Source organism: Streptomyces sp. JLSY215 (assembly GCF_059682825.1).
In genome coordinates, this window is record NZ_CM185022.1 from 7,276,984 (window position 1) to 7,303,526 (window position 26,543).

At 72.0% G+C, this 26,543-nt stretch carries 20 protein-coding genes; 14 read left to right on the plus strand and 6 right to left on the minus strand.

Annotated features, from left to right (window positions below):
* From pgsB to AC5677_RS32265, 4 genes are read left to right on the plus strand one after another with little or no spacing between them, the layout of a single operon-like run.
* Nucleotides 1-1,338 (plus strand): poly-gamma-glutamate synthase PgsB, encoded by a 1,338-nt coding sequence (pgsB, locus tag AC5677_RS32250; protein ID WP_497191401.1) that lies wholly within the window; start codon nucleotides 1-3, stop codon nucleotides 1,336-1,338.
* Nucleotides 1,335-1,817: a poly-gamma-glutamate biosynthesis protein PgsC/CapC gene (locus AC5677_RS32255; protein ID WP_497191402.1), complete on the plus strand. Its 483-nt coding sequence runs from the start codon at nucleotides 1,335-1,337 to the stop codon at nucleotides 1,815-1,817. Before pgsB ends, AC5677_RS32255 begins: the two co-directional genes overlap by 4 nt.
* A gap of 17 nt (nucleotides 1,818-1,834) precedes the next feature.
* Entirely contained in the window at nucleotides 1,835-2,923 is a 1,089-nt protein-coding gene (locus tag AC5677_RS32260; protein ID WP_497191403.1) for an NlpC/P60 family protein, read from the plus strand.
* 35 nt (nucleotides 2,924-2,958) lie between these two features.
* Nucleotides 2,959-4,890, plus strand: a complete 1,932-nt coding sequence (locus tag AC5677_RS32265; RefSeq protein ID WP_497191404.1) for an ArnT family glycosyltransferase — start codon at nucleotides 2,959-2,961, stop codon at nucleotides 4,888-4,890.
* A 166-nt stretch (nucleotides 4,891-5,056) separates the two neighbouring features.
* Here AC5677_RS32265 and AC5677_RS32270 read toward each other — a convergent pair whose 3' ends face one another.
* Nucleotides 5,057-5,833 (minus strand): hypothetical protein, encoded by a 777-nt coding sequence (locus tag AC5677_RS32270; RefSeq protein WP_497191405.1) that lies wholly within the window; start codon nucleotides 5,831-5,833, stop codon nucleotides 5,057-5,059.
* 347 nt (nucleotides 5,834-6,180) lie between these two features.
* The gene (locus AC5677_RS32275; protein WP_497191406.1) at nucleotides 6,181-7,323 is read right to left on the minus strand and encodes a DUF4185 domain-containing protein; all 1,143 of its coding nucleotides are present in this window, start codon (nucleotides 7,321-7,323) and stop codon (nucleotides 6,181-6,183) included.
* A 666-nt stretch (nucleotides 7,324-7,989) separates the two neighbouring features.
* On the opposite strand from AC5677_RS32275, the gene AC5677_RS32280 reads away from it, so the two are divergent.
* Nucleotides 7,990-9,159: an acyltransferase family protein gene (locus AC5677_RS32280; RefSeq protein ID WP_497191407.1), complete on the plus strand. Its 1,170-nt coding sequence runs from the start codon at nucleotides 7,990-7,992 to the stop codon at nucleotides 9,157-9,159.
* A gap of 351 nt (nucleotides 9,160-9,510) precedes the next feature.
* Entirely contained in the window at nucleotides 9,511-10,902 is a 1,392-nt protein-coding gene (locus AC5677_RS32285; protein ID WP_497191408.1) for a competence protein CoiA family protein, read from the plus strand.
* Between the two features lie 157 nt (nucleotides 10,903-11,059).
* Here AC5677_RS32285 and AC5677_RS32290 read toward each other — a convergent pair whose 3' ends face one another.
* Nucleotides 11,060-11,800 (minus strand): response regulator, encoded by a 741-nt coding sequence (locus tag AC5677_RS32290; RefSeq protein WP_497191409.1) that lies wholly within the window; start codon nucleotides 11,798-11,800, stop codon nucleotides 11,060-11,062.
* Nucleotides 11,797-13,071 (minus strand): sensor histidine kinase, encoded by a 1,275-nt coding sequence (locus tag AC5677_RS32295; protein ID WP_497191410.1) that lies wholly within the window; start codon nucleotides 13,069-13,071, stop codon nucleotides 11,797-11,799. The genes AC5677_RS32290 and AC5677_RS32295 overlap by 4 nt, the downstream gene beginning before the upstream one ends.
* Before the next feature lie 180 nt (nucleotides 13,072-13,251).
* Between AC5677_RS32295 and AC5677_RS32300 the strand changes: the two genes are divergently transcribed.
* Together AC5677_RS32300 and AC5677_RS32305 are read left to right on the plus strand one after the other, a co-directional pair.
* Nucleotides 13,252-14,172 carry an ABC transporter ATP-binding protein gene (locus tag AC5677_RS32300; protein WP_497191411.1) on the plus strand — a complete coding sequence of 307 codons (921 nt, stop codon included), beginning with the start codon at nucleotides 13,252-13,254 and terminating at the stop codon, nucleotides 14,170-14,172.
* Nucleotides 14,169-14,945 (plus strand): ABC transporter permease, encoded by a 777-nt coding sequence (locus AC5677_RS32305; protein ID WP_497191412.1) that lies wholly within the window; start codon nucleotides 14,169-14,171, stop codon nucleotides 14,943-14,945. The genes AC5677_RS32300 and AC5677_RS32305 overlap by 4 nt, the downstream gene beginning before the upstream one ends.
* A gap of 73 nt (nucleotides 14,946-15,018) precedes the next feature.
* Here AC5677_RS32305 and AC5677_RS32310 read toward each other — a convergent pair whose 3' ends face one another.
* Entirely contained in the window at nucleotides 15,019-15,654 is a 636-nt protein-coding gene (locus AC5677_RS32310) for a GNAT family N-acetyltransferase (protein WP_497191413.1), read from the minus strand.
* 303 nt (nucleotides 15,655-15,957) lie between these two features.
* Between AC5677_RS32310 and AC5677_RS32315 the strand changes: the two genes are divergently transcribed.
* From AC5677_RS32315 to AC5677_RS32335, 5 genes are all read left to right on the plus strand, one after another.
* On the plus strand, nucleotides 15,958-16,329 hold the full coding sequence (locus tag AC5677_RS32315; RefSeq protein ID WP_497191414.1) for a hypothetical protein: 372 nt from the start codon (nucleotides 15,958-15,960) through the stop codon (nucleotides 16,327-16,329).
* A 75-nt stretch (nucleotides 16,330-16,404) separates the two neighbouring features.
* The gene (locus AC5677_RS32320) at nucleotides 16,405-17,076 is read left to right on the plus strand and encodes a hypothetical protein (protein WP_497191415.1); all 672 of its coding nucleotides are present in this window, start codon (nucleotides 16,405-16,407) and stop codon (nucleotides 17,074-17,076) included.
* Nucleotides 17,077-17,212: 136 nt separating this feature from the next.
* Nucleotides 17,213-18,616 (plus strand): SMI1/KNR4 family protein, encoded by a 1,404-nt coding sequence (locus tag AC5677_RS32325; RefSeq protein WP_497191416.1) that lies wholly within the window; start codon nucleotides 17,213-17,215, stop codon nucleotides 18,614-18,616.
* Nucleotides 18,617-18,804: 188 nt separating this feature from the next.
* Nucleotides 18,805-19,206: a hypothetical protein gene (locus AC5677_RS32330; RefSeq protein ID WP_497191417.1), complete on the plus strand. Its 402-nt coding sequence runs from the start codon at nucleotides 18,805-18,807 to the stop codon at nucleotides 19,204-19,206.
* Complete coding sequence (locus tag AC5677_RS32335) at nucleotides 19,203-20,126, plus strand: hypothetical protein (protein ID WP_497191418.1); 924 nt, start codon at nucleotides 19,203-19,205, stop codon at nucleotides 20,124-20,126. Before AC5677_RS32330 ends, AC5677_RS32335 begins: the two co-directional genes overlap by 4 nt.
* A gap of 1 nt (nucleotide 20,127) precedes the next feature.
* Here AC5677_RS32335 and AC5677_RS32340 read toward each other — a convergent pair whose 3' ends face one another.
* Nucleotides 20,128-23,715 carry a CHAT domain-containing protein gene (locus AC5677_RS32340; RefSeq protein WP_497191419.1) on the minus strand — a complete coding sequence of 1,196 codons (3,588 nt, stop codon included), beginning with the start codon at nucleotides 23,713-23,715 and terminating at the stop codon, nucleotides 20,128-20,130.
* 92 nt (nucleotides 23,716-23,807) lie between these two features.
* On the opposite strand from AC5677_RS32340, the gene AC5677_RS32345 reads away from it, so the two are divergent.
* Nucleotides 23,808-26,531: a hypothetical protein gene (locus AC5677_RS32345; RefSeq protein ID WP_497191420.1), complete on the plus strand. Its 2,724-nt coding sequence runs from the start codon at nucleotides 23,808-23,810 to the stop codon at nucleotides 26,529-26,531.
* Nucleotides 26,532-26,543 lie beyond the last annotated feature (12 nt).

The window sequence follows — 26,543 nt, forward strand, 5'->3', positions numbered from 1 at the left end:
GTGCTTTTCCTCTATGGTGTGCTGCTGCTGAGTTGCGCGGCACTGTTGGTCGCCGGCGTCCTGGAGCAGCGGCGACACTACGCGGCGCTGGCGCAGATCCCCACCCGTGTGCTGGTCAACGGCATTCGCGGCAAGAGCTCCATCACCCGGCTGTGCGCGGGGGCGCTGCGCGGCGGTGACCTGGTCACGGTGGCCAAGACCACCGGCACCGCGGCCCGGTTCATCCACCCGGACGCCACCGAGGAGCCGGTGTACCGCAAGTTCGGCATCGCCAATGTCGTGGAGCAGATCGGCATCGTCCGGCGCGCGGCGGCGTACCGGCCGGATGCGCTGGTGATCGAGTGCATGGCGGTGATGCCCGCACTCCAGGAGGTCAACCAGGAGAAGCTGATCCGCTCCACCATCGGTGTGCTGTGCAACGTCCGCGAGGACCACCTCGAGGAGATGGGGCCCACGCTGGACGATGTGGCCCGCTCGCTCTGCCGGTCGATGCCGGTCGGCGGGGTCTGCGTCACCGCCGAGCGGGAGCGGCTGCACATCCTCAAGGAGGAGGCGGACAGGCGGAGTTGCCGGCTGATCGCCGTCGATCCCGAGTCGGTCACCGACGAGGAGCTGCGTGGGTTCAGCTGGTTCACCTTCAAGGAGAACGTCGCCATCGCGCTGGCGGTGGCGGAGCTGCTCGGCGTGGACCGGGACACCGCGCTGCGCGGTATGTGGGACGCGCCGCCGGATCCCGGCGTGCTCTCCGTCGAGCGCTATCGCACACCGGACGGCAAACGGCTGCGCTTCGCCAATGTCTTCGCCGCCAACGATCCCGAGTCGACGCTGATGAACATCCGTCAGCTGGAGGAACTCGGCGCGATCCGCCGCCCGCTCAACGTGGTCATCAACTGCCGCCCGGACCGGGTGGAACGCAACGGGCAGATGGGGGCGATCGTCCCCGATCTGAACCCGCAGACCGTCTTCCTGATCGGACACCCCACCAAGAGCGCCCGCGACGGCATCCCGCCGGGCTGGTCGTCCGGGCGCGTGGTCGACCTGGGCGGCGACCGGCGGGACGCGGCCGAGCTGACGCATGCCCTCCTCGGCGAACTGGGCCCGGACTCCTCGCTGGTGGCCATCGGCAACATCCACGGCCAGGGCGAACTGTTCCTGGAACACCTCGGCGAACTGGACGCGGACGGCACCGGCGAACCCCTTGCCGTCGCGCACCCGCCCGAGCCGGAGCCGTACAGCTGGATCGCGCCGCTGAACGGCCCGGAGCCCGGCCCGCATCCCCCGATTCCCGCCTCCGCGGGCCACCACACCCCGCATGACCCGACAAGGAAGCAGCCATGATCCCCGTCACCGTCACTCCGGAGACAGCCGCGCTGGGGATCGCCCTGGGACTGGTCTTCTCGCTGGTGTGCTATCTGACCACGAACCTCTCTCCCGGCGGCATGATCACCCCCGGCTGGCTGGCGCTGACCCTCGTCACCGATGCGGGCAGGGCGGCACTGATGATCGGCGTCACGGCGCTCACCTTCTTCGCGACCAAGGTCCTGCAGCGCCAGGTGATCCTTTACGGGAAGCGGCTGTTCGCCGCCGTGGTGCTGTGTGCGGTGGTGCTACAGGCCACGGTGATGCTCGCGCTCCAGCACGAGTTCCCGCTCCTGTACACCACGCAGACCCTGGGCTTCATCGTGCCCGGTCTGATCGCCTATCAGCTGGTCCGCCAACCGTTGGCGGCCACCGCGATCTCCACCACCGCGGTGACCCTCGGCACCTACGTGGTGCTCGTCGCCGGACTCCTGCTGGGGGCACTGCCCACCGCCTGACCGAGCCGGACCCGTCCTTGTCCACCGCCCATCCGTACGTCGAGGAGGTCACCATGGGCACCGCCCCCACCCCGCGCCGCGGCCCCAGTCGCCGTCAGGTCCTGAGCGGCGTCGCCGGTCTGGCCGCCACCGCCGCGGCGGTCAGCGCCTACGCACGGCACCGCTTCCAGTACGGCGACCCTGGCGGCCCGCACGACGACTTCCGGGTGCCGACCGGCGGCTACCGCTTCGAGCGCCACCGCACGCCCGGCCGTACGGTGGTCCGCGCCGCGGACGGCCGCGTGCTGGCCACCTTCACCGACGGAGCGCGCACCGCACTGCTGACCGGCCCGACCCGTACCTGGAGCGAGCCGCGCACCACCAGCGCCGTGGTGCGCGGCAACGCCTGGGTACGGCTGCTGCCCGACGGATGGCGGCCGGGCCACGAGCGCACGGGGTGGTTCCGCGAGTGGTTCCCGAAGGCCCTCGCCGACCGGAGCCCGGACGTCCTCGGCGTGGCCTTCCAGTACGGCGACGGGGCACCCGACCGCCGCACCGCAGCCGGCCTGCGCTATGCGGGCAAGGCCCACTTCGGACCGCGCGTTCCCGGCCAGTCGCCGGATTCCTTCCACTACCGCGACGAGAAGTCGGACTTCTACGACTACCTCGGCGTCTCGTGGACCTTCCCGGACGGCACCCGCAAGGAACCGGAGAACGCGCGCTACGGCGACGTGGACTGCTCGGGCTTCATGCGCCTGGTCTGGGGGTACCGCATGGGGTACCCCATGCACGCCACCAACACCCCGGGGATCGGCCTGCCCCGCCGGGCGTACGCCATCGCCACCCGGGCCCCCGGCGTACTGCTGATCCCGAACACCGGCCGACGGCCCGCGGACATCGGCCTGCTGCAACCCGGGGACCTGGTCTTCTTCGCCATCGACATCGGCCGACCGCACGGTATCGACCACTGCGGCATCTACCTGGGGCCGGACGACAACGGCCATCCGCGCTTCTACTCCAGCCGCTCGAAGGCCAACGGACCCACCATGGGCGATCTCGCCGGCCGCGCGAGGCTCGACGGCGACGGCTTCTACGCCCAGGGGTTGCGCATGGCCCGCCGTCTGTGACCCCCCGCCCCCTGACAGCCCCAGCCTGACGCCCCATGAGAGGCCCCGCCATGGCCACCGCCCCCGTCACCCGGGACTCCACCGACCGTCGCCGCGAAGGCTCCCACCCCTCCGCGGGAGGCAGGCTGGCCGCCGTGCTTCAACAGCTCCCTGGCGGCGGAGAGTTGTGGACTCTTCTGCTGATCCTGGCCATGGCCGCGGTGCTCTACGCCTGGGGAATCGACCGTGCCGGGGTGCACCCCTACTACAGCGCGGCCGTGCGGTCGATGGCGGCGAACTGGCACACCTTCGTCTTCGGCGGCCTGGACCCGAGCGGCTCGATCACCGTGGACAAGATCCCCGGCGCGCTGTGGCCGCAGGCCCTTTCCGTGAAGCTCTTCGGGCCGTACGACTGGGCGGCAGCGCTGCCGCAGGCGCTGGAGGGCGTAGTGGCCGTCTGGGCGCTGCACCGGATCGTCCGTGCCTGGGCGGGCGCACTGGCGGGGCTGCTCGCCGCGCTGGCACTCACCCTCACTCCGATCACCGTCGCGCTGAACCGGCACACCATCCCGGACACCCTGCTCGTCCTGCTGCTGGTTCTCGCGGCGGGTTCGCTGCAGAAGGCGGTCAGCACCGGAAGGCTGCTGCCGCTGCTCGTCTGCGGAATATGGGTGGGGCTCGCCTTCCAGGCCAAGATGGTGCAGGCCTGGCTGGTCCTTCCCGTTTTTGCCGCGGTGTACCAACTTGCCGCTCCGGGCTCCCGGCTGCACCGGGCGTGGCGGCTGCTGGTCGCCGGCATCACCGCACTCACCGTCTCCTGCTCCTGGTTGCTTCTGGTGTGGGCGACACCTGCCGCGAACCGCCCCTACGCCGACGGGACCACCAACAACAACCCCTTCACCCTCGTCTTCGGCTACAACGGGCTGAGCCGCTTCGGCCATGACCCCCACGCACTGGGCGCCGTCGCCGGCACCGCCGCCAGCCGCACCTCCGGCAACACCGGTTGGACCATGCTGGTCAACCACATCGTCGGTCCGCAGATCGCCTGGCTTCTGCCGCTCGCCGTAATGGCCCTGACGCTGGGCCTGTTGTGGCGTTCGGGGCAGCCGCGCACGGACGGGCCGCGTGCGGGGTTCCTGCTCTGGGGCGGCTGGCTGGCGGTGCACGTCGTGGTCTTCAGCGCCTCCAACGGCAACCACGGCTACTACACCGCCGTACTCGCCCCGGCCCTGGCCGCGCTGACCGGTGGCGGAGCGGCCCTCTTCCGGGCCGCATACCGCGCCGGCGGCCCGCGTCGGGCGGCGCTGCCCGCCGCGGTCGGACTGTCCGCGCTGTGGGCCGTGGTCATCGACGCTCCGCACGGCCGCTTCGCGCCCTGGCTGCTGCCGGTGGTGCTGATGCTCGGCCTGTGCGGAACCGTCGGCCTGTGGTCCTGCGGGCCACGCAGTACGCGCCGAGCGGTGCACAGCGCCCTGGCGGCAGGCCTGGCGTCCACACTGCTCGCCCCGGCTGTCTGGGCCACCGCCTGCTTGGATCCGCGGTACGCCGGCTCACCGATGTCGCCGCTGGCCGGACCGGTCGGAGCCGGCTACCTCGACATGCGCCACCACCGGACCAAGATCCGGACCGGCGCCTTGAACACCCCGTCCGTGCGGGACACCGCACTGCTGAACTACCTCACCGCGCACCGTTCCGGGGAGAAGTACCTACTCGCCACCCAAGCCGCCTACGGCGCCGAGCCGCTGCTGCGCGCCACCTCCCAACCGGTGCTGGTCATGGGCGGATTCACCGGTCTGACCCCCTATCCGACCGACCGGCGGATGACCACCCTGGTCGCCACCCACCAACTCCGCTACGCCCTACTGACCACACGCCGCCCGTCCACACCGGCAACGATCTGGGTGAAGAGGAACTGCACCCGCCTCCCGCCGCGCGCCTACGGCCGCATCTCGGACGGAAGCTTCACCCTCTACGACTGCGCCCCGTGATACCGACCTGCTGAACGGGACGGGTTCCGAGGACGGCTGCGCGGCGGTCACTCCAGGCATCCCCTTCCCGTCCATCGAGTGTCCTGTCGAGGAATCAGCCCAGTGACCGCAGAGCTTTCGGCAAGCCCGCTGGTCCCTCGGCATGTGCTCCCCGGCCTCACCCGGGTCAGTTGCCGACGTACTTGCGCAACACGGCCTGGTAGTCGGCGAATTCGGGCTCGGTATGGAGCACGTCGGTGTCCTTCTTGAGGTACACAAACCCCGGGCAGTCGGGCTTCGCGGTGCCACGCAGCCGCTCGCTGCCGACCTCCTTGCCTGTCCTGGCCTCGTACACGGTGACGTCGTACACGCCGCGGTACAGCTTGATGGTGTCCGTCGTGAACTTGCAGTCGGTCAGGAACTCGCCCTCGTCGGGGGAGTCCAGGCAGGCGATGAGCTGGACCCGGCGCGGGTCAAGCTGGTTTGCGCTCCAGTGGTCCGCCGTGCCGGAGGCCGGGAAGGCCAGGCGGGGGGAGCCGGACTCGCTGATGGTGAACATCGCAATCGGGTGCGGGTCCGCGCCCGTGTGGGCGGCCGCCTGCGGGAAGTACTTGCGGGCCATGCCGTCGCCGCAGCCGGACTCGAAGTCGGAGACGCGGCTCAGCGCCTTGTCGCTGGCCTTCGGCTCGAACATCACCCAGTAGGCGCCGTAGCCGACCGCCGCCACCATGACCACCGCGGTCACCCGGACGGACAGCGTCCGCCGCCTGCGCTGTTCCGGCCGCAGGTCCTGGACGGAGACCCCGCCGGCCCTGCGCCTGCTCCCCAGGGCGTATCCGAGGTAAACGACCGGGGCGGCCGCGGTCACCGCGAACAGGACGCCGACCGGCGGATTTCCGCCCTTGAAGGCGATCACCGAGAAGATCACCGAAATGCCGATGAGCAGGACTATCAGCTTGGCCATGAACACATCTTTCCGTGGGGACCGACAGCGCGCCCGAAGGCCACCGACGACAGGCGAGTTCGCCCCGGCGATTCTGTACCGAGGGGTCGCGTTCGGACGTTCTCCGGAGGCGGTTGATCATGCAACTGGCAGGGTGACGGATTCATCCCGGCCTTCGGCGGTGTGCCGGTCGAGCCTGGCCGGCAGGTCGTCCAGCTCTGCGGTGCTGAACTCCGTCGGCATCGCTGTGCCGTGGCGTTGCAGTGCTCTGCGGGTGCTCGGAGCCTCGGAGCCGGTCCCTGACCTGGGCAAGGTCGGTGAGGGGACCGGGCGCCGCCCGAGGACGGCGCCCGTTGGGAGGTGCCTGCTCAGGACAGCATGTTGATCTTGTACTGCATGATCCGGTAGTTCTTCGGGTCGTACCACTGGCTGACGACGATGTGGAAGTTGCCGAACGTCGAGCCCGGGATGACGAACCCGCCGTACGGGCTGGCCACGAGGTTGGCCACCTCCTGCCCCGGGATGCCCGGCAGGATCATCGTCTGCTCCAGCGTCTTTGTCAGGTCCGAGGTCGGGAGGGGGAAGACCATCGCCCGGATCGACAGCGCGTTCATGTTCAGCCACGTGAGGACGTACTTCCCGTCCATGGCGCGGAAGCAGATCTCGCCCCACTTGCGGGTGCCGAAGACGGTCGTCGGGGGCGCGCCCCACCGCCAGTCGCCGTCGGCGTAGCCCCACGGCTCGTAGGCGTCCGCGTTGCCGAGGCTGTCCTTCCGTACCCGGTGCAGCAACATCCCCGATTCCACGTCACGGTTGAAGACCGTGGACAGGACGTAGCAGTAGTCGCCCTCGGCCACCGCGTAGGTCTTCTGCTGGAACTGGCCGCCGTGCAGGTCGCCCGGCCACTGGCACAGGTACTCCCAGGTCTCACCGTTGTCGGTGGAGCGCCAGAAGTCCGTGTGGTGGGTGTCGTAGATGACGCCGCGCATGAGATGCATGTACATGACGCCGTCGACGACGAACACGTCGGACGGGATCGCCGTCGTGGCCTTGTCGCCGACCGGGTTGTGCGGCTCGTCGACAAGGCTGTTGGCGTGGTCGCCGCCGACGCTGCCGTCGATGCGCAGGTTGTTCAGGTCCGCGCTGCTGGAGCGCAGGCCGACCGGGGCGCGCCAGTCGTCGGCGGGCTCGCCCTGCTGCGGTACGTGGTCGCCGTTGAAGGTGTCGCCGCCGACGAAGAGCATGGTGCCGTTCGGGCACAGCGCGGGGATGCCGAGGTCGGTCCACGGCGAGGCGAACGGGCCGGTCTCGACCGGGCCGCTCAGGTTCTTCACCTTGGTCGCGAGCGTCGGGCTGGTCGGGTCGTCCGGCCCGCCGGCCATCGCCACCTCGGTACCCGAACCGACGACCCCGGCCCCCACGGCGACGCCGAGGCCGACGCCGATCTTGAGGAGCCTACGGCGGGAGTACCCGCCGGTCGTCGAATCCTTCTCGTCCGATGGACGCGTCATTCCGTCAATGCCTTTCAGATCGGAGTCGATCGCTTGTACCAGGAGATGCCCTTGGTGCCAGCAGGGTGGGCACCGGCACAGGTCGCGGGTGGTCCCGAGTCGTCGCCGGAAGTGTTCTCGGCAGCGGCAGCGGCAGCGGCAGCGGCAGCGGCAGTCGCAGTCGCAGCCACTCCGCCCGCCGCCGTGGGAGCGGGCACTGCGGCGCCTGCAGCAAGCAAGTACGTGATTCTTCGTATGTGCCGCCTTCCTTGCATCTACCGTGCGTGAGCCCTTCGGTGGGAGACGACCGACGCTGCGCGGTCTGCCTGCATCGGACGGCATCGACGCTAACCACGGCCGATGAAATGGCGATGACATGACGACGGCCTCGCTGGTGGGTATGCCGGAGTCCGCCGGAAGAACGTGCATGGTGCGCCGCCCTGGCCGCACGGGCCAAGTCGCACCAGGAAAGGGTCCACTTCACGCCATTTCCATGGATGAACGAGCCACCCGCCGCGACAGGTCCAGGCAGCCACCGTCATGCCCGGGATTCGGCGGCGCCGCCCGTCCCCCTGCACCGTCCCGAACGCAGCCGCATACCCGGCGTCAGCCCGGCCGATACCGCTTTCCTCAGAACTTCGCAGGACGGTTTTACCCATTCCCGCCGCGGGGCTTAGGGTGCCTCAAATGTTCAGCGCGGCCATACCCTTCGTACGTAATGTGGACCCGGCGCCCGAAGGGCAGCAGGCTCCCGTCCCACGCGCCCCCGCCCCACGCGTCGAGCCCAAATCCGGTGGGCGAGATCCGTTCTTCGACAATGCGAAGTACCTGGCGGTCGTCCTCGTCGCCATGGGGCACACCTGGGAGCCGCTCACACACGGCGGCCGGGCGGCGATGGCGCTCTACATGACCGTCTACACCTTCCACATGCCGGTGTTCATCCTCATCTCCGGCTATCTGTCCCGCGGGTTCGACCTCAGCCCGGCCAAGCTCAAGCGGCTCATCACCAGTGTCGCCGTGCCGTACCTGGTGTTCGAGGTCCTCTACACCTGCTTCCAGCGCTGGGTGCAGGACGACCCGAACGAGCCGATCAGCCTCACCAACCCGTACTACCTGGATTGGTTCCTGGCAGCCCTCTTCGTCTGGCGGCTGAGCACCCCGATCTGGAAGCTGGTGCGTTGGCCCGTCCCGCTGGCCCTGGTGATCGCCGTGCTCGCGGCGACCTCACCCCAGGTCGGCAACGACTTCGCCATGATGCGCGTTCTGCAGTTCCTGCCGTTCTTCGTCCTCGGACTGCATCTGACGCCGGCCCACTTCGACCTGCTGCGGCGGCGCGCGATCCGCGTTGCTGCAGCGCCGGTCATGCTGGGCGCCGTTGTCTTCGCGTACTGGGCCGCGCCGCGCATCAACGCCGCATGGTTCCGGCACAACGACGCCGTACAGAACCTTGGCGTGCCGGCCTGGGTCTCTCCGGTCATGGAACTCGCCCTGTTCGGCTGCTCGATGGTGCTCTCCGTGTGCTTCCTGGCCTTGGTGCCACGGCGGCAGGCATGGTTCACGAAGCTGGGCGCGGGCACGCTGTACGGCTATCTGCTGCACGGTTTCGTGATCAAGATGTCGCGCTGGTTCGGCTGGTACGACGACATCCCGTGGGTGCGCACGCCGGTCGGCGAGATCGTGGTGACGGTGCTGGCTGCCACGCTGATCACGCTGCTGTGCACGAGGCCGGTGCGGCGGGTGTTCCGGTATGTGATGGAGCCGAAAATGACCTGGGCGTTCAAGCAGGACGCGGCCGCGTTGGCGCGGGCGCGGGAGGGCACGGCCGATGCCGTGTCCGCAGGCTCGCCCGGCCACTGACCAGGTGCATCGTTCGCCGAGGTGCCGTGCCGGGCCACTGCTACGGCTTCGGTATGCGGCGGATGCAGGCGCGCCCACTACGGCAGGCGAGCACACCGCACGGTCTGCGGGGGCATCATCCTGCGGTCCGCCCCGTCCGGTACTTGCTGTTCCGTCAGTACCTCGTGAGCGACCACAGGAGAGCCCGGGGCTCGGGCCGGGGCGGACTGTCAGTGGTCGGGGGGACACTTGGGCTGACTGTCGTGCAGAGGGGGGCCGATGGCGTTTCGCGCCGTGCACGCGACGTGGGGGACCGTCTTCTCACACCTGACGGATCTCGGATGCGAGCGGTCGTGGGAAGCGGTGTGGAAGGTGAAGCCCCCCGCGCCGCTCGCCTGCCCCGAGTGCTCGCATCCGATGTACGCGAAGACCTCTCGTAGCGGATTGCGGTTCTTCGCCCATGCCCCGCACGCCCCCGACTGCGAGATCGCCCGGCAGGGCGAGTCCGAGGCCCACCACCTTCTCAAGCTGGAGCTCGCCAGTGCGGCCCGGGACGCCGGCGCCCACGCCGAACTGGAGGTGCGGGCGCCGGACGGTTCCTGGCGGGCCGACGTGCTGGCCACCGATCCGGGCGGCCGGTGGACGATGGCGTTGGAGGCCCAGCTCTCCCCGATCACGGCAGCGGACATCACCGCCCGCACCGACCGGATGCGCGAGCACGGCGTCACCTCATGCTGGTTCAGCGACCGGCCCTGTCCGCCCTGGCTCGGCACGGTTCCCTCCATACGGCTGGCCGCGGATGCCGACGGAGGCGTCACGGTCGTCGAGGGCCTGGTGAAGTTCACCGGCAGCGGCTGGGTGACGCCGCCGGAGGCGACGCTCACCGACTTCTTGCGCTGGGTCTTCACCCGCCGGGCCGTCCCGCACGCCCCGCGTACGAGGCTCCGGTACCCGCTGCGCCAGCTGTCGCAGGTGTGGACGGCACCGCAGTACGTCACCGCCGAGGACACCTATCTGGTCGAAGCGGAGGAACGGCAGCGCCTCCAGGACGAGCGGCGCGCCGCCCACCGGGAGAAACGGGAGGAGGAGCTCGCCAAGAGCCGCGCCCGCAACGCCGAGTCCCGCGCGCGGGCCATCGCCCAGGCCACGATCGTCGAAGGGAAGGTGCGGCAGCGGCCCCGCCGCGCGGCGGCGGAACTGCACGGCGAGCTCATGGAGCGGGCGGATGTGCAGCAGGCGGTGGCCTTCCTGGCGGGCGGCGCGTACAACATCCCCGTGACCGCGGGCTGGAGCTCGTCCGAAGGGCACTGGGCGGGCGGCGTTCCGCTGATCAGGACCGATGAATGGGTCCCCGCCGCCGTCCTGGATCCGGAGCCCGGACAGCTCGGCTCCGACGCGTTCCGGCTGCTGGCCGGACTGCTCCTGCTCTTCCCGACCAAGGCCCGCAAGGAACGGTTCGAGCGCAACACCCGGCGCCGCAGAAGAGTCCCGATGGACGGATGGCACACGGACTTCATCGATGACCCTCCTGCCTCGGCCCCCGCCCCGGACCGGTCCGGGGGCAAGGGCCGCCGTCCCCGTGAGAGGGAGGAATGCACCTGCCCCCAGCCGCAGTTGGTGGCGAAGATCTCGCGGTCCGAGTACCCGGCCGAGCCTGCCGAGGAGATGGGCCCGGCCGCCGCGCTCTACACGGTCGTGTGCCGGACGTGCGGCGGACCGTACGGACGGCCTTGGCGCCGGGTGCCGTCCGGGAACCACCGATGAGGCGCGGGGAGGGTGCGGTCGGGCGGTGCGCCGGGCCTGCCGCGGAATGCGGTTTCCCGGGAGCGGCCGTTCATCGTTGTGGAGCCGGCATGCCGCCCGGTTGAGGGAAGTTGGGCGCATCGCGCGCGGGTGCGACGTGGCGGCGGCGCGGGCCGGATCAGCGCCGCCGGTATGGCGGTGCATCAGCCCGGGGCCCCGTCCGTGCCGCCTCGACGAGGCCGGTTTCGTAGGCGACGATCACCAACTGCGCGCGATCGCGGGCGCCGAGCTTGGTGAGCAGGTGGCTCACATGCGTCTTCACGGTGGCCACGCCCAGATGGAGCCGCTCGGCGATCTCGGTGTTGGTGAGCCCTCGGGCGATGAGCAGGAGCACCTCGCGCTCCCGCTCGGTCACCCCGTTCAGCGTCCCGGCGAGCGGCCGGGAGGGTTCGGGGCGGCGGGCGAACTCCGCGATCACGCGCCGGGTCACGGCCGGGGCCAGCAGTGCCTGGCCCGCGGCGACGATGCGGAGGCCGGTCAGCAGCTCACCCGGCGGGGTGTCCTTGAGGAGGAAGCCGCTGGCGCCGGCCCGCAGCGCCGCGTAGACGTAGTCGTCGAGATCGAACATGGTCAGGACGAGCACCCGCACCTCCGCCGTCTCGGGCGAGCTGCAGATCTCCCGGGTCGCCTCGATGCCGTCCATGCCGGGCATCCGGATGTCCATCAGAACCACGTCCGGCGGGTCCTGGCGGGCCAGCCGCACCGCCTCCGCACCGGTCGCCGCCTCACCGGTGACCACCAGTCCGGGTTCGGCGTCCATCAGCACACGCAGGCTGCCGCGCAGCAGCACCTGGTCATCGGCGAGCAGGACGCGGACGGGACGGGTGGTCGGGCGTTCCGGCGTGTCCACGGCGCTCACCGGGCCTCCCCGTACGGCACGGTGGCGGTCACGGCGAAACCGCCCTCCGGGCGCGGTCCCGCGTCGAAGATCCCGCCGTACATCGCGACGCGTTCCCGCATTCCGATGATGCCGTGGCCGCCGGGTCCGGGCGGCGCGGGCTCCGCGCGATGATTTCCGACGCCCGTCAAGCGGCTTCCGTCGTCCGTCACTTCGATGCGTACCTCGTGCCGCGTCGCCTCGACCACGACACGGCAAGGGGTTCCCACGGGGGCGTGTCTGATCACATTGGTGAGTGCCTCCTGCACGATCCGGTAGACGGTGAGCCCCACGCCGTCCGGCAGTCCTTCCGCGCCCCGCACCGACAGCTCGGCTCCTGCCCGTTCCGCGAGTCCGGCCAGGTCGCCGGCGCCCGGAACGGGTCCTCGCGCAGGCGGGGGCAGGCGTTCGCCGTCCGTGTCGGAGCGCAGCACACCGAGCATCCGCCGCATGTCGGTGAGCGCGTCGCGGCTGGTGCTCTCGATGATGCGCAGCGCGTCGTGCGCCTCCTCGGGGCGGGTGCGCACCACGTGGTTGGCGACGCCCGCCTTGACCGCGATCAGCCCCATGCCGTGGGTGACCACGTCATGCAGCTCGCGCGCGATCCGCAGCCGCTCCTCGGCGACGGCCCGTTGCGCAAGGTGCTCGGCCACCCGGGCCGCGTAGGCGCGCCGCTGCCGGACGGCGCCGCCCAGCTCCCATGCCCCCAGCAGCGCCGCGAAGCCGAGCAGGAGCAGGCCCGGACCGCCCGTCCGCCAGTACGGCTGCTCGGCGCGGACCGCACCCAAGGCGCCCGCCACACAGAGCAGGGCGAGCGTGAGGTAGGGCAGCCACCGCTCCCACCAGCGCCGCAGCGGGCTGGTGAGGGCGACCGGGTAGAGCGCGAAGGCCGCCGGGAGCAACGGGTCCCACACCGCGTCCCGGGCCACCGCCACCGCCGTCACGACCGTCACGACGCCGAACACCGGCAGTGGCCAGATCCGTCGTACCGCGACCGGCAGGGTGGCGGTGGCCATCAGCGCCAGGTGTTCCCACTGCTCCCACAGTTGCCACTGCTCCCACGGCGACGGTCCGTCGGACGGTGGTGGTGGCGCCGACGCGGATCCCGCGGAGCCCGCCGAGCCCGTCAGCAGCAGCGCGGCCGTATAGGCGAGCACGGCCGCGCAGTCCAGCGCGATCAGCGCGCGTCGGCTCAACCTCCGGGAGAGGAAGGGATGTTGGGCCTCCTCGGCGGCCGTTCGACGTATGTCCACGGCATGACCGTATCCGCAGCGGGCGCTGCGCCACCTCCGCCCCCGGGCCGTCCCCGTGCCTCATCCTCCGGGTGGATCCGCGGGCCGTATCCGCAGGGCCGCTCCACCTGCGGGGGGACCCGGTCCGCTCCCACCCGGGCCCGATGTGCCCGGCCCCCGTCCCGCGGCACAGTCACCGGCATGATCGAAGTCCGCGAACTGACCAAACGCTACGGGCGGAAAACCGCCGTCGACACGCTGTCGTTCCAGGTGCGCCCGGGCCGGGTGACCGGCTTCCTCGGGCCGAACGGCGCGGGCAAATCCACCACGCTGCGCATGATGCTGGACCTGGACCGGCCGACCAGCGGCGACGTCCGCATCCACGGACTGCCCTACCGGCGGCTGCGCGAACCGCTGAACACCGTGGGCGCCTTGCTGGACGCCAGGTCCGTGCACGGTAATCGGACGGCCCGTGCCCATCTGCGCTGGCTGGCCCGCAGCAACCGGATCCCGGAGCGCCGGGTCCGCGAGGTCATCGACCTGACCGGCCTGGGGAGCGCGGCCGACAAACGGGCGGGGACGTTCTCCCTCGGCATGAGCCAGCGGCTCGGCATCGCCGCCGCTCTGCTGGGCGACCCGCCGGTGCTGCTGCTCGACGAGCCGGTCAACGGGCTCGACCCGGAGGGCATCGTCTGGATCCGCCGCCTCATGAAGCACCTGGCGGCCGAGGGCCGGACGATCCTGTTCTCCAGCCACCTGATGAGCGAGGCGGCGCTGACCGTGGACCACCTCATCGTCATCGGCCGCGGACGGCTGCTCGCGGACTCCGGCATCACCGAGTTCGTCGACCGCCACACCCGGCCCTGCGTACGCGTCCGTACTCCCGAGCCCGTACGGCTGCGCGCGGTGCTCTCCGACGCCGGGATCCGGACCGACGACGGCGCCGACGGCAGCCTGGAGGCCACCGGTGCCGGCGTGGAGCGGATCGGCGAGCTGATCGCGGCGCACGGGGTGACGGTGTACGAGGTGACACGGCAGACGGCCTCTCTGGAGGACGCATTCATGCGGCTCACGGGGGAGTCCGATTCCGTGGCCTACCGGAGCGCGGGGTGGCGGCGATGACGAACACGGCCTTCTCGCCGGCGGTCCTGGCGGCCGAATGGATCAAGATCCGAACCGTGCGGTCGACGGCCTGGACCCTGGCGCTGACCTTCGTCCTCAGCATCGGTCTCGGCACTCTGGTCGCACGGGGCCTCCGCGCCGACATCGACCGTGCCGTGAACTTCGACCCGGTCTTCGCCGGGCTGTACAGCGTGACGATCGGACAGCTCGGCCTCGTGGTGTTCGGGACGCTGCTGGTCGGCTCCGAGTACTCCTCGGGAACGATCCGGACCTCACTGGCGGCGGTGCCACGACGCGGTGTGTTCTTCGCCGGGAAGGTGCTGTCGGGTGCACTGGTGGCCCTCGTCGTCTCGGTGGGCACGGTGATCGTCACCTTCGTCGTCGCGCAGACGGCACTCGGGCCGTACCGCACCACGATCGGCGCGGACGGAGTGCCGACCGCGATCGTCGGCGCCTGCGTCTACTTGACGCTCATCTGCGTGTTCTCCATGGGAGTGGCCACCATGCTGCGCAGCTCCGCGATCTCGCTGGGCATCCTTCTTCCGCTGCTCCTGCTGGGATCCCAGGGGCTCGGAAACGTCCCGGCGCTCAAGAGCGTCCTGCAGTACCTCCCCGACCAGGCCGGTCTGGTGCTCATGCGCATCGGCGGCCCGCAGGACGACCCGCGCTTCGGCCACGACTACGGCCCCTGGGGCGCGCTGATGATCCTGGTGGCATGGACGGCCGCCGCCCTCGTCGGCGGCCACTTCACGCTGCGCCGTCGTGATGCCTGAGGGGGGTGAGGATCCTGCGGGCTGCGGGCTGCGGGCTGCGGGCTGCGGGCTGCGGGCCGCGGCCGCGTCGAGGTCAAGGCCGGTAGATGCACTCCGCCAGCGTTGCGTGCTTCTTCCAGCCCAGCGTCTCGTACAGCGCCCGGCCGGCATCGGTCGCGCCGAGAACGCCCAGCATCGCCCCCTGGGCCGTGGCGCGGTCGGCGAGCGTACGCATCACGAAGCGGCCCAACCCGCGCCGCCGATGGGTCTCCGCGGTCACCACCCGGTCCACCACCGCGGCGTCCCCCAGAAGCGCCAACTGCCCCGCGGCCGCCTGCCCGCCCGTCGCGTCCCGAACCCGGACGTGGACGACGGCACCGATGGTCTCCACGGTCATGGTGTATCCCTCGGGCACGACCGGGTCCGTGGCCACCAGGTCAACTGCCATCAGATGCCCGGTCTCTTCCCGGGCCGCAACCCACCCGTGCGACAACCAGGGCTCGATCTCCTCCGGCTCTCCAGGCATCTTCATCCAGGTCCGCGGCACCGTCACCGAGGCGGCGGCGCTGCGGACCAACGACTCATCGGCCTCCGGCAGGACATGGCGCCCCACCTCGGCGGGGTTGTCGGCCACCTCGATGTAGAACCCCCAGGGCTTCTCGACCGGCGGGGGAGTGCGTCGTGACACCGCCCAGCCCGCCACCCAGGTCCTGACCAAGTCCGCAACCATCGAGCCCCTCCCGAAGCAGTGACCGCATCAGCGGCCGAGTAATGACCAGACAGCGAGTACCGACCAGAGAGTGAGTAATGGTCAGTTGCCGCTAGCGCACATTACCTCCTTGTGGCGTGTGCGGCATCTGTTTTTCCGTGCGACCCGGTGTCCCAGGGGGAGGCCGCGATCGAGCGGTGAGGCCGTGGTCCCGGCCGGCCGGCGCCGCGTCCCGGAGCTGAGCCGCGGCGACTGAGTACCGTGCGGGGGAAAGTGAGTACACGCGCTGATGCGGTATGCGGCCTCGCGGAGTTGGCTGGGGGTATGACCGCTCTCCCCGCTCCGCCGCCGAGCGACGCCGACCTGGACCCGGACTCCGTGGTGCAGTCCGCCCGCCGCGGCCGGATCACGGCCCTCATCGGCCTGGGTCTGCTTCCCGTTGCCTGGTTCGTGGCCCTGCTCACCCAGGCAGGGCGGCAGATGGCGCGTGACAGCTGTATGGGCGCGGAGTGCCACTACGGGGTGATCGGCTTCGATCCGTGGGGCGTGCGATTCCTGATGCTGTCCGCCGCGCTCGGGATCGTCGCACTGCTGCCGCCCGCGAGGAAGGGCGTCCACCCGCCCCTGCGTGGCGCGCTGGTGGCCTGCCAGCTGATCGTCATGACCTTGCCCACGCTGATCTGCGGCTACCCGTAACCGTCATCGGCGGTCGTCAGCGGTCGTCAGCCGTCGTCAAGAAGGATTGTCAGTGGGGCGTCCTACGCTCCTGCTGTGAACTTCTTCCATAACACCGGCAGCCACCCCGACCGCAATCCTGACAACGTGTTAGAGCGCGTCTATCTCCGGTTGATAGCCGATGACATGCTGCCGCCGGAAATCTTCGACGCCTACGACTACGTGCAGCCCGTGGCGGAGGGGCTCGCCGAGGCCCTCTCCCTCGATCTGGGGGACGCCGTCAGCATGTTCAGGGACAGCGACGTGGCGGAGTACGGCCTCGACGCGCTGCGGGCGGCCGGACGGGCCAACCTCCTGGAGGATCCGTACGACTACGACCTGGCCGAGCTCGAGGACGGCACGGTCATCCACCTCGTGGCCGGTGACTCCCATTACGTGGCGAGCCAGGTGCTGGTGCTCGAGGAAGTCCTGCGGGCCACGTGGGGACACCCGCCGCCGCCCGCAGGCGTACTGCTCGCCATCCCCGGCCGGCACCACTTCGCGTTCCACCCGATCGTGGACCACCACGCGGGCACGGCCGCCAAGGCCCTGGCATCCTTCGGTCTCGAATCGTACGAGAACGATGCCGAGCACGGCCCCATATCCCCCTACCTGTACTGGTGGTGTGACGGCGCCATGACCGCGCTGACCACCTTCGACAACGGAGACGGCACCCTCACGATCGAGCTGCCCGGGGAGCTCATGCCGATCGTGGGACCGCCCGCCTAGGGCGTGTCCGGCAGTACGGCCGCCGGGGGGCGGGGAGTGCGCCCTGTGCCCCTCGGCGTGTGGTGCGGACCGCCGCCGGCCGGGCCCGCGAGGCCCGTCGGCCTTCGGTGTCAGTGGTCCCGCATAAGGTCTGCGCATGGTTGATCAGAGTTCGCCCTCGTCCTCGGTGCACGACTTCGCGACCTGGGAGCCCGTGCTGCGGCTTCTGCGGGACAGCGGCGAGAAGGAGCAGACGGGCCCGTCCTTCCGCGCGGCGGGGCGCATCGGCCGACAGGGCTGGAGTCTGCCCCTGCGGCGACGACCGCCCGCGCCCGGCCGGGCCGCCCAGGCCGAGGACATGCGGGACGAGACCGAGGCGGTGGACCGGGTGCGTCGGGCGCTCGCGGACGCCGGTGTCGACGACCTCGCGTTCACCGCGGAGATATCGCCGGACGGAAAGGCCGCGCTGCGCCTCCTCGGTCCCAGCCCCGCCGTGGAGTCCGGCATCGGCACCCCGCATCCGGGGGCGCTCATCCTGGTCGAAGGCGCCGTTCCCCAGCCCTGGCGCCGTCTTCCCGATCCGGTGCCCGGGGCGGGACCGGCCCCTTCGGCGGATCCTGCGGTGCTGGAGCGGACGCTCCAGGAGCGGCTGCCCGACGCCATCGGCGCGACGGAGGCGGAGATCGCCGCCGCGGAGGCGCGCCTCGGCGTCACCCTGCCCGAGGAGCTGAAGGCGCTGTACCGGGTGACACGGGGCCGGTGGCAGGACCTCGACGACGACTACGAGGCAGTGATACGGCACTGCACGGCGGTCGGCTGCGAGCTCTTCTCCCTGGACGACCTGTACATCGCCGACGCATCGACCCGTCACCACCGCTGGGAGTTCGGGGCGATGGACGCGGTCGTCACCCCGCCCGACGCCGCGGTGCAGGGCCTGGTCGGCTCTCCCGGCTGGATCGCCTTCGGGGACAACGGCGGCGGCGACCAGCTGGCCGTCGATCTGACACCCGGTCCGCGCGGACACACCGGCCAGATCATCATGATCGGCCATGAGGAGAACACCGGCGCCGAACTGGTCGCCGACTCGCTGACCGACCTGGTGGCGCAGCGGTACAGCGAGGCACGCGGGGGCTCGGGCGAGGACCGGCCGCCGGTCGTGGCCCACGTCAACATCCGGAGCCTGCCGAGCATCGAGGCCGCCGCGCACGCCGGCTTGGAGGTCCTCTCCATCGGCGTCTGGGACGCCGAGCCACTCAGCCTCGCCCCGGTCACCGGCCTGCCCCGCCTGCGGACCCTCGCCGCCTACCCTGGCACGCTCGCCGATCCGCTGGAGATCGCCGAGCTCACGACGCTGGAGTACCTGGAACTCGGCCCGGAGGAATGGCGCGTCCTCCTCGACGCGGGAGCCGTCCCGCGCAGCCTGTCGGCCGCCGCGATCAAGGTGCAGGGCGACCAGGACGCCCTCGCCGTCGTGGCCCTCGCCAACGAACTCCTGGCCCTCTGGGACCGGCCCCGGATCATCCGCACGGTCCTCGAAGGCGACCTCGGCCCCATGTCTTGACGGGCTGCAGCAAGTACCGGGCCGCAGCAAGTACCGGGCCGCACCGGGGAGCGCCTCCCGCTCAGGCCCCGACTCCGGTCGGCCCGGCCCCCGTTAGGGGAGAAGTCCGAGGCGGCGCGCACCCGCGCTCCTCTATCGTGGGCGGCGAATCGGCTTGTCGGACAACGGGGGAGGGAGCCGGCATGGCCTTGGCCAAGCGATCTCTGTACGGCGTGTTGCTCGATCCCGCGGGGCGGCCCGACCGCAGCTGCGTGCTGGATCTGTACGACGGCGCCCCGGTCTCCGCCGTGGCAGAGGCACTCCAGCACCTTTTCGCCGCCGGCCGGACGCTCGACGCCGTGACCCTCATATCCGGTGAGGATGTCATCGGCGTGTGCACCCGGGGATCGCTCGAACGGCTCGGCGGCAGCGCCACCCACCGTGCGGGCGAGGCCGAACGGGCCAGCCCGCTGGGCGAGTCCACCCATTACGAGCTGCTGCGCTACCGCTGTGCGCAGTGCGGCCACGAGACCGTCCGGATGTTTCACGACGCCCGGGACCTGCCCGTCTGCGGCGAGGCGGGCCACGGGGTCATGGAGCCCGGCGCATGAGGCTCGATGCGGTCACCCGGCCGTTGAGCGATTCCCTGTCGGGCCGGTTCGTCGTGGTCGGGTATCTGCCGACGTTCGCGGCGGTGCTGACGGTCCTGGTCCTGGTGTGGGCGGGTGCACCGGGGGAGCAGATCCGGTTCGACCGGGCATGGCGGACCGCCGCGGACCTCGGCGTCGGCGAACTCGTCCTCCTGGCAGTGGCGTCGACGCTGCTCTCCCTGGTCCTCCAGCCCCTGCAATTGCCCCTGGTGAGGCTGCTCGAAGGCGGGTGGCCGAGCCGGGCAGGGGCCGGGATCGCGCGGCGGTGGCAGCTGCGCCGCCGCAGCAAGCTGGCCGCGCGCGCCGGGATCCCGGACGGCCCGCTGGACGACGCCACGACGCAGCGCATCGGTGCCGCCGGGGCACTGCTGCGCCGCAGATACCCGCAGGCCGACCACCTCGTACGGCCCACGGCGCTGGGCAATGTCCTGACCGCCGTGGAGGACCGGGTCGGCCAGTCCTACGGCCTGGACGCGCCGGTCGTCTGGCCGCGGCTCTACCCCGTCCTCGGCGACGGGGTGCGTGCGCTGGTCGACGACCGGCGCGACGCCCTGGACCTGTCCGTCCGGCTCGCCGCCACGGGCGGAGTGCTGGCGTGCGTCATGGCCGGGTTGCTCGCCCGGTCCGGGGGCTGGCTGCTGCTGGCCCTGATTCCGCTCGCGGTGGCGGTCACGGCCTACCACGCCGCCGTGCACGCCGCCGTCGGCTACGGAGAGGCGGTGGCCACGGCCTTCGACCTCCACCGGTTCGCACTCCTGCGGGCGCTGCATCTCCCGCTGCCGGCCGACAGCGCCGCCGAGGCGGCGGCGAACCGCCGGCTGTCGCGCTTCTGGCGGCAGGGCAGCCCTCCGCAGTGGGAGTACGACCATCCCGAGGGGTGATTCACGGCCCCGTGTGGAAGTGGAAGGCCCAGCGCGTCGGGTCGTACGGGTCCCGGTCCCTCAGCTGCCGCACCGCGCGGTGCAGCGCCAGGGCGGACCGGTCCGGGTCCAGGCGTTCACCGTCGCCCAGCGCCGCGTAGAACAGCTCGGCGAGCTCGGCCGAACTGTCGTCCCGGACCGACCAGAGGGTTCCGATCACATGCCGGCAGCCCGCCAGTTGGAGACCGGCGGACAGATGGAGCGCCTCGTCCGGCAGGTCGACCCCGCCCGTGCCCGTCCGGCAGGCCGAGACGACGACCAGCTCGGCGCTTCCCCAGGTCCCGTCGGCGATCTCGGACACCTGAACGTTCCCGTCGTACAGGCACACATGGCCGGTCGACGGGTCGGTGGGGTCCTGCCATCCGTGACAGGCGAAGTGGACGACGCTGTGGCGCTTCATCGCGCGGCGTACGTTGTCACGGCTCGCCCGGGGGCCGCGCAGGACCTCGGGCGGGACGGGGGAGTGCCGGACGATCGCCTGCAGTTCCGCCTCCACATGCGTCAGCGGCGCACGGTCCCCCGACACCGGCACCGCCACGACCAGCGGGCCGGCAGCGGCCGGCGGCCGCGCGCCGTGTTCCGTCCGGAGCAGCGCCCGCAGCGATCCCGTGTACGAGGAGACGACGCGGTCCAACACGCTCGCGCCGGGCGTGCCGTCGTAGTCGGCGGCGGCGTGCAGCGGGAGCAGCGCCAGCAGGCCCGTCGGACTCCACCGCAGCCGCGGCGGGGCTTCTCCCGCGGCGGGCGGGCCGGTGAATCCCAGGGCGTCCAGGACCGGCCGGGTGATGGTGGACCAGAGCCAGTCCAGGGTGCGCCGTACCAGGTCGAGGAGTTCGGTCTTCTCGCCGAGCGGCGGCCGCTGGTCCAGCCGCATCAGCGCCCCGAGGAACGCATACGCCCGGTCGGCGACCTCCGCAGCGCTGGTGTCCGGGAGCGGGACGGTGCGCACGCCCGTCCGTGACACGACGAGCGCGTCGCACCGGTAGCCGCTGATGTTCACCAGGACCACGGGTATCGCCCCGCAGGCCGCCCGTAGGTCGTCGAAGGCGGGCGCGGCGGCGAAGCGGGTGAGGCCCGCGATCTCCCCGGCCCGTTCGGCCAAGGTGTCCCACTCGCGGAGCAGGGAGACCCGCCGTTCGTCGTCCGGGCCGCGCCGCACGCCGGGGGCCCGCGGTGTGGCGTCGTGCGCGGTCAGCACGGTCTGGAGGCGGACGAGACGTTCGTGCAGGGCCGGGTCGGCGAGGCGGAGCCGGGCGAGGTCCGCACGGGTCTCCAGGCCCTGGTTCCACAGCACGTACCGGCCGTGTTCGAGCAGCTCGACGGCCTGCTCGGGGTCGTCGGCGGCGGTGGCCCAGGCGGCCGCGTCGTAGAGGACCGAACGGTGGCCGCCGAGGAGTTGTTCCTGGTCCCCGCGTTCGAGGCCCCGCCAGGCCAGTACCGGCAGGAGCCGGACGGCGGTGCCGAACCCCCGCAACGCCGTGGCGCCGTCCGCCGCCTCCGCCGCCAGGCGGCCCAGGGCCAGGGCGCCGGCGATCCGGAGGCGGACCGGGGCGGCACGGAGTTCCGCGGCCTGCGCCAGGAACTCCGCCGCTTCCTCGCGGTCGCGGACGTGGCCCGTACGGCGGTGGCGCACCAGCAGCGATTCGGCCAGGTTGGTCAGCAGCATCGCCCGGTCCGGGAGGTCCTCCGGGGCGACGGCGCACGCTTCCCGGTGGGCCGCGACGGCGTTGTTCAGATCGGCCGTGTCCCCGCGCCGGACGGCCCGTTTGTGCAGCGCACCGGCGTAGTTGGACCACCGGACCGGGCGCTGCGGATGACCGGGGGGAGTACGGGCCACGACCTCTTCGAGCGCCCGGATGCCCTCGTCGAGATGGGTGACGCCGCCCTCCTCCAGCAGGAACACCCCCAAGTTGGAGAGAAATCCGGTGTGTTCGTCCGAGTGCGGCGTCGCCGCCGCGAGGGCCTCGCGGTGCAGCGCGATGGTGTCCTCCAGGGCCGTCCGGTCGCCGGTGCGGGCCCGCCAGGCGCGCGCCGTCGCCAGATTGCTGACCCTGGAGGGGCGCTGCGGGTCGTCCGGGGCGGTCCGCGCCACCAGCCCTTCGAGGAGGGCGGTGCCCTCGGCCAGGTCCGAGAGGGCGCCGGAGTGCTCGTACCGGAGCAGCAGCGCGGTGGCCAGATTGGCCTCGCGGTCGCCAAGAGTGGTGGCGGGGGCGGGCGTTGCCAGGCTCTCCCGGGCGAGTACCACGGCCTCGTCGAGGTCGGCCGGTCCACCCCCGTGCTCGAAGCGGGTCTTGAGCGCCCGGCTCAGTGAGGTCCGGCACTCGGCCGTGCTGTCGGGCGTGGCGCGCGCGACGGCTTCGCGCAGGCTCTCGACGGCGCGCCGGAGATCCTCCGGGGAACCGCCGGTCCGGAAGCGGTCGAGGAGGAGATTGCCGAAGTTCGCCCAGTGAACGGCCGCGTGGGGGTGGTCCGCCGGGACGACGGGCAGCAGCGGGCCGATCAGCTCCAGGGCTTCGTCCGCGGTGCCGGGGTCGCGCTGGGCGCGGCGGCCCAGGGCGGTCAGCAGCATCTCGGCCCGTTCGGGGGTGTCCGGGCCGGTCACGGAAGCGCGAAGCGCCGTGACCGCCTCCTCCAGAGCGGCGTCGTCATCGGCCGCCTCGGCCTGGCGGAAGAGGAGGTGCCCCAGGTGGAACAGGCGCTTGGCGTGCTCGGGCAGCTCCTTGTCGGTGGACTCGGCGGCCCTGCGCAGCACCTCGACGGCCTCCGGCAGCTGCGCCGTACTGCCGGTGGCCAGGCAGCGGTGCCCCAGCAGGCGGCCCAGCCGGGACAGCGCTTCGGCGCGCCGGGCGTCGCCCGGGTCCAGCAGCTCGACGGCCCTGCGCTGGAGGGCGACGGCCTCATCGGCGTAGGAGAGTTTGCCGGGGTCCGCGAGGAAGCGGGTGACGGTCAGCGTCGCCAGGGCGGACTGCAGGGCGGGGAGCCGCTCGTCGCCGTACAGCACCGCGATCTGAACGCGGAGGTGCCGCTCCGCCTCGTCCAGGGCTCTCGGGTCACCGGACGCCTCGAAGGCCCGGCGCGCCTGATCGGCCCAGCGCACGGCCGCGTCGACGACGTCGACCGGCACCGTCCGCGGCGGCTCGCCGGACCGCGCGAGGGAACTCAGGCTCAGCGAGCCGGGGAACATCTCGACGGGGCCCTCGCCCAGGGCGTCGAGAGCGCTCCGCAGGGCGATCAGGTCCGTCTCGCACCGGCCCCTGGGCAGGAGCAGGTAGCGGTACCAGTGGACGAGCGCGGCGCAGCGGAGCGCGTTGACGAGACGCTCGTCGCCGGCTCCCGTGGATTCCTCGGATGGCTCGGCTCCTTCGGCCTCCCCGGCCTCCGGGCCCTTCCCCGCCCGGCCTTCCGGCCCCGTCCCCTCCCGGACGATCTGCCGTGCAAGGTGCGCCGCGGCATCGTCGAGCAAGGGGTCCGGATTGCCCCTGCCGACGAGTGCCCACAGCCGGAAAGACAGCTCTGTCACGGCCCCGTCGAGCGGGGAGCTCTCCACCATGCCGGCAGCTTCGCACTCTCCCCGACCGGTCACCAGCGCGTGCCGTCCGCGACCCCCTTCCCGGCGCCGCGAGGGTGGTGTTGGATGAGGCGATGAGCGCAACTGCGGGCCGGCCGTACGGACCCGAGGCCGGAACGGAAGTCGGCCCCGATGCGGAGGCCGTGGCCTTACCCGAGGAGCAACTTCCCTCTCCCAGCCGCCTGTTGTCCGCCGCCGCAGAGACCGTTCCCTTCCAGGAGCGGCCCGAGTTCCGGGCCCTGCGGGAGTGGTGCCGGTCCACCGGCCCCGCCGAACCGGCGCTCGCCCGGCTGGCCGGAGGCCCGGGGAGCGGCACGTCACGGCTCCTGCTGCGGCTGGTGGCGGAACTCACCGCGGACGGCTGGTACGCGCGCGCTCTGGCCCCCGACGATTCCCCGGCCGATGTCGCGGCCGCCCTGCGGCGCGGCGAGCGGGTCTTCGTCGGCGTCGACGACGCGGCGGCCCGGCCCGCCGAAGTGGCCGCCCTGGCGAAGGCCGTCAGCCGCGAGGACACCAACCGTCTGCGCGTCCTGCTCCTCGGGGAACATCCGGTCTCCGCGACCTTCCGCACCGGCGAGGACATCGAGGACAACGGGGGCAACGGGGGCAGCGAGGACAACGAGGACATCGCGGGCCTCGCGGCCGAACTCCTCGACTCCGAGGCGGCCTTCCCGCTCCCCGCCATGGGCGACGAGCCCTTCACGGCGCGGCTCGCCGAGGCGGCGTACGGGGCCTTCCGCCGTGCGCTCGGCCGCGCGGCGGTCCCCGGCGCAACGGCGCCGAGCGCGGCCGCCTACGCCGGCTGCGCGTCGATCGGGGACGTATGCGCCGTCGCGCTCGCCGCCGCCCTGGGGGACGGGACCGGTGACGAGCCGACGGAGGGCGGCGGGGACGGGCCGGCCGGCGCGTACCGGGTCCTGCACGCGGCGGAGCGCGCCCGCTGGGCCGCGCGGGTGCGGCGGGCCGGACTCGGATTCCACGACGATGAACTCCTGCTCTCCCAGACGCTGTCCCTCCTCACCCTGGCACCCGCACGGGACCGGGCCGCGGCGGTCCGCGTGCTCTCGGTGCTGCCCCACTTCCGCTCGGGACGCCACGACGCCGCGCGCACCGTCGAGGCATTGCGCGAGACCCGCCCGCCCGACGGCGGTCAGCCGTGGTACGTGGCCGCGCTGACGCCGCGGGCCCTCGCGGACGACGCCCTGCGCGAGGTCCTCCGGGCGTACGGAGACCCGGACCGGGGCGGTGACGTATTCGCCCGCGCCGTGCTGGCGGTCGACCCCGCCGACCTGCCCGGCTCGCTGGGCGTCCTGTGCCGCCTCGCCGGCCTGACGGATGCCGCCGGAGCTGCCACCGCCACCGCCACCGATGACCGGTCGGCCCGCGCCGCCGAGGCCGCCCTGACCGTCCTGCTGCGCGACCACCCGGAGCACTGCCTGGCCGCCTTCTGCGAGGTGTCCGCCCGTGTCGACGTCGCCGGTCCGCTGCTGGGCGCGATGGAGGAGGCCTTCGACCGGGTCGGCCCCGAGTACGCCCTCGCGGCGTATGTGCGGCTGCCGCTGAACCACGTGAGCCTCACCGGCCTTGCCGCGAAGGTGCTGCAGCGCCTGCTGCGGACGCCGCCGCGTCGGGGGACACCGGGCGCGGCGGCACCGGGCGCGGTGACACCCTCCACCGTGACACCCGGTCCGTCCCTCCTCTACCGCCACGCCTCGCGCCGGCTGTTCGAGTCCGGGCAGTTCCATCAGGCCGCTCATTTCGCCCAGCGCGCGGTGGACGAGCTCCGCGCCCAGCAGCCGCACTTCGCCGCGGAGCTGGTCGATGCACTCGTCGCCCTGTCCCAGGCGCTCGGCATGCTCGGACATGCCGACGACGCCGGCCGGGTGGCGGAGGAAGCGGTCGGGCTGGCGCGGGAGCGGGCGTCCGGGCAACTGGAGGACGCCCTGCACCGCCTGGCCACCGCCCGGTACGACGCGAACGACGGCGCAGCGGCCCGCGACGCCGCCCTGGAGGCCCTGGAGATCGTCCGCAGGCGGGCCGCATCGGGCGGTCCGGAAGCGCGCAGCGCTCTCGCGAGCGCGCTGGGCCTGGCGGGCGCGGTGTTGTGCGAGGCCGGGGAGCTGGAGCGGTCGGTGGAGTACTCCGGCCAGGCCCTCGACCTGCTGCGGGAGATGGTCGCCCGGTCCGGTGCCCTGCATCTGCGGCGGTATCTTGCCCTCCTCGATGCGCACGGCAACGCGCTCGGCCGGCTGGGGCGTGCCGCCGAGGCGTTCGCCGTCACCGAGGAGGCGCTCGTCCGGCTCCAGGAGCTGGACCGCCGTTTCCCCGGGATCCACCGCGGCAGCCTCGCGAAGACCCAGCTGAACTTCGGCAACCGGCTGCGTGCCCTCGGAGACCGCGAAAACGCGCTCACCGCGTACCGGCACGCTCTGGCCGGTCTCCACGAGCTGTTCCAGAAGGACCCCCGGGCCCACGGCCCCCACCTGAGCATCGCCCTGCTGAACCACGCGACCCTGCAGAGCGAGACGGGCGCCTGGGAGGAGGCGGCGCGGTCGGCGGAAATGTCGGTCACGCTGGCCGGCTCCTGCGTGCGCGAGGGCGCGCCCTGGGTGATCCCGGATCTCCTGGACTCCATCGATTTCTTCAAGCAGTGCCTGATCCGGCTGCACCGCTTCGCCGAGCTGCCCCGCATACAGCAGCACCGCGAGCTCGTCGAGAAGCTCTGGGAGGAGTACCGGCGGGAAACGGGCGCGGACCGTTCACCGCCCGCCACCGAGGGGCGTTCCGGGCAGAGGTGACGCGGAGCGCCG

Coding starts and splice junctions, on each gene's coding strand:
- AC5677_RS32255 (WP_497191402.1), top strand. CDS start 1,335: ATGATCCCCGTCACCGTCACTCCGGAGACAGCCGCGCTGGGGATCGCC.
- AC5677_RS32265 (WP_497191404.1), top strand. CDS start 2,959: ATGAGAGGCCCCGCCATGGCCACCGCCCCCGTCACCCGGGACTCCACC.
- AC5677_RS32270 (WP_497191405.1), bottom strand. CDS start 5,833: ATGGCCAAGCTGATAGTCCTGCTCATCGGCATTTCGGTGATCTTCTCG.
- AC5677_RS32275 (WP_497191406.1), bottom strand. CDS start 7,323: ATGACGCGTCCATCGGACGAGAAGGATTCGACGACCGGCGGGTACTCC.
- AC5677_RS32280 (WP_497191407.1), top strand. CDS start 7,990: ATGTTCAGCGCGGCCATACCCTTCGTACGTAATGTGGACCCGGCGCCC.
- AC5677_RS32300 (WP_497191411.1), top strand. CDS start 13,252: ATGATCGAAGTCCGCGAACTGACCAAACGCTACGGGCGGAAAACCGCC.
- AC5677_RS32305 (WP_497191412.1), top strand. CDS start 14,169: ATGACGAACACGGCCTTCTCGCCGGCGGTCCTGGCGGCCGAATGGATC.
- AC5677_RS32310 (WP_497191413.1), bottom strand. CDS start 15,654: ATGGTTGCGGACTTGGTCAGGACCTGGGTGGCGGGCTGGGCGGTGTCA.
- AC5677_RS32315 (WP_497191414.1), top strand. CDS start 15,958: ATGACCGCTCTCCCCGCTCCGCCGCCGAGCGACGCCGACCTGGACCCG.
- AC5677_RS32325 (WP_497191416.1), top strand. CDS start 17,213: ATGGTTGATCAGAGTTCGCCCTCGTCCTCGGTGCACGACTTCGCGACC.
- AC5677_RS32335 (WP_497191418.1), top strand. CDS start 19,203: ATGAGGCTCGATGCGGTCACCCGGCCGTTGAGCGATTCCCTGTCGGGC.
- AC5677_RS32340 (WP_497191419.1), bottom strand. CDS start 23,715: ATGGTGGAGAGCTCCCCGCTCGACGGGGCCGTGACAGAGCTGTCTTTC.
- AC5677_RS32345 (WP_497191420.1), top strand. CDS start 23,808: ATGAGCGCAACTGCGGGCCGGCCGTACGGACCCGAGGCCGGAACGGAA.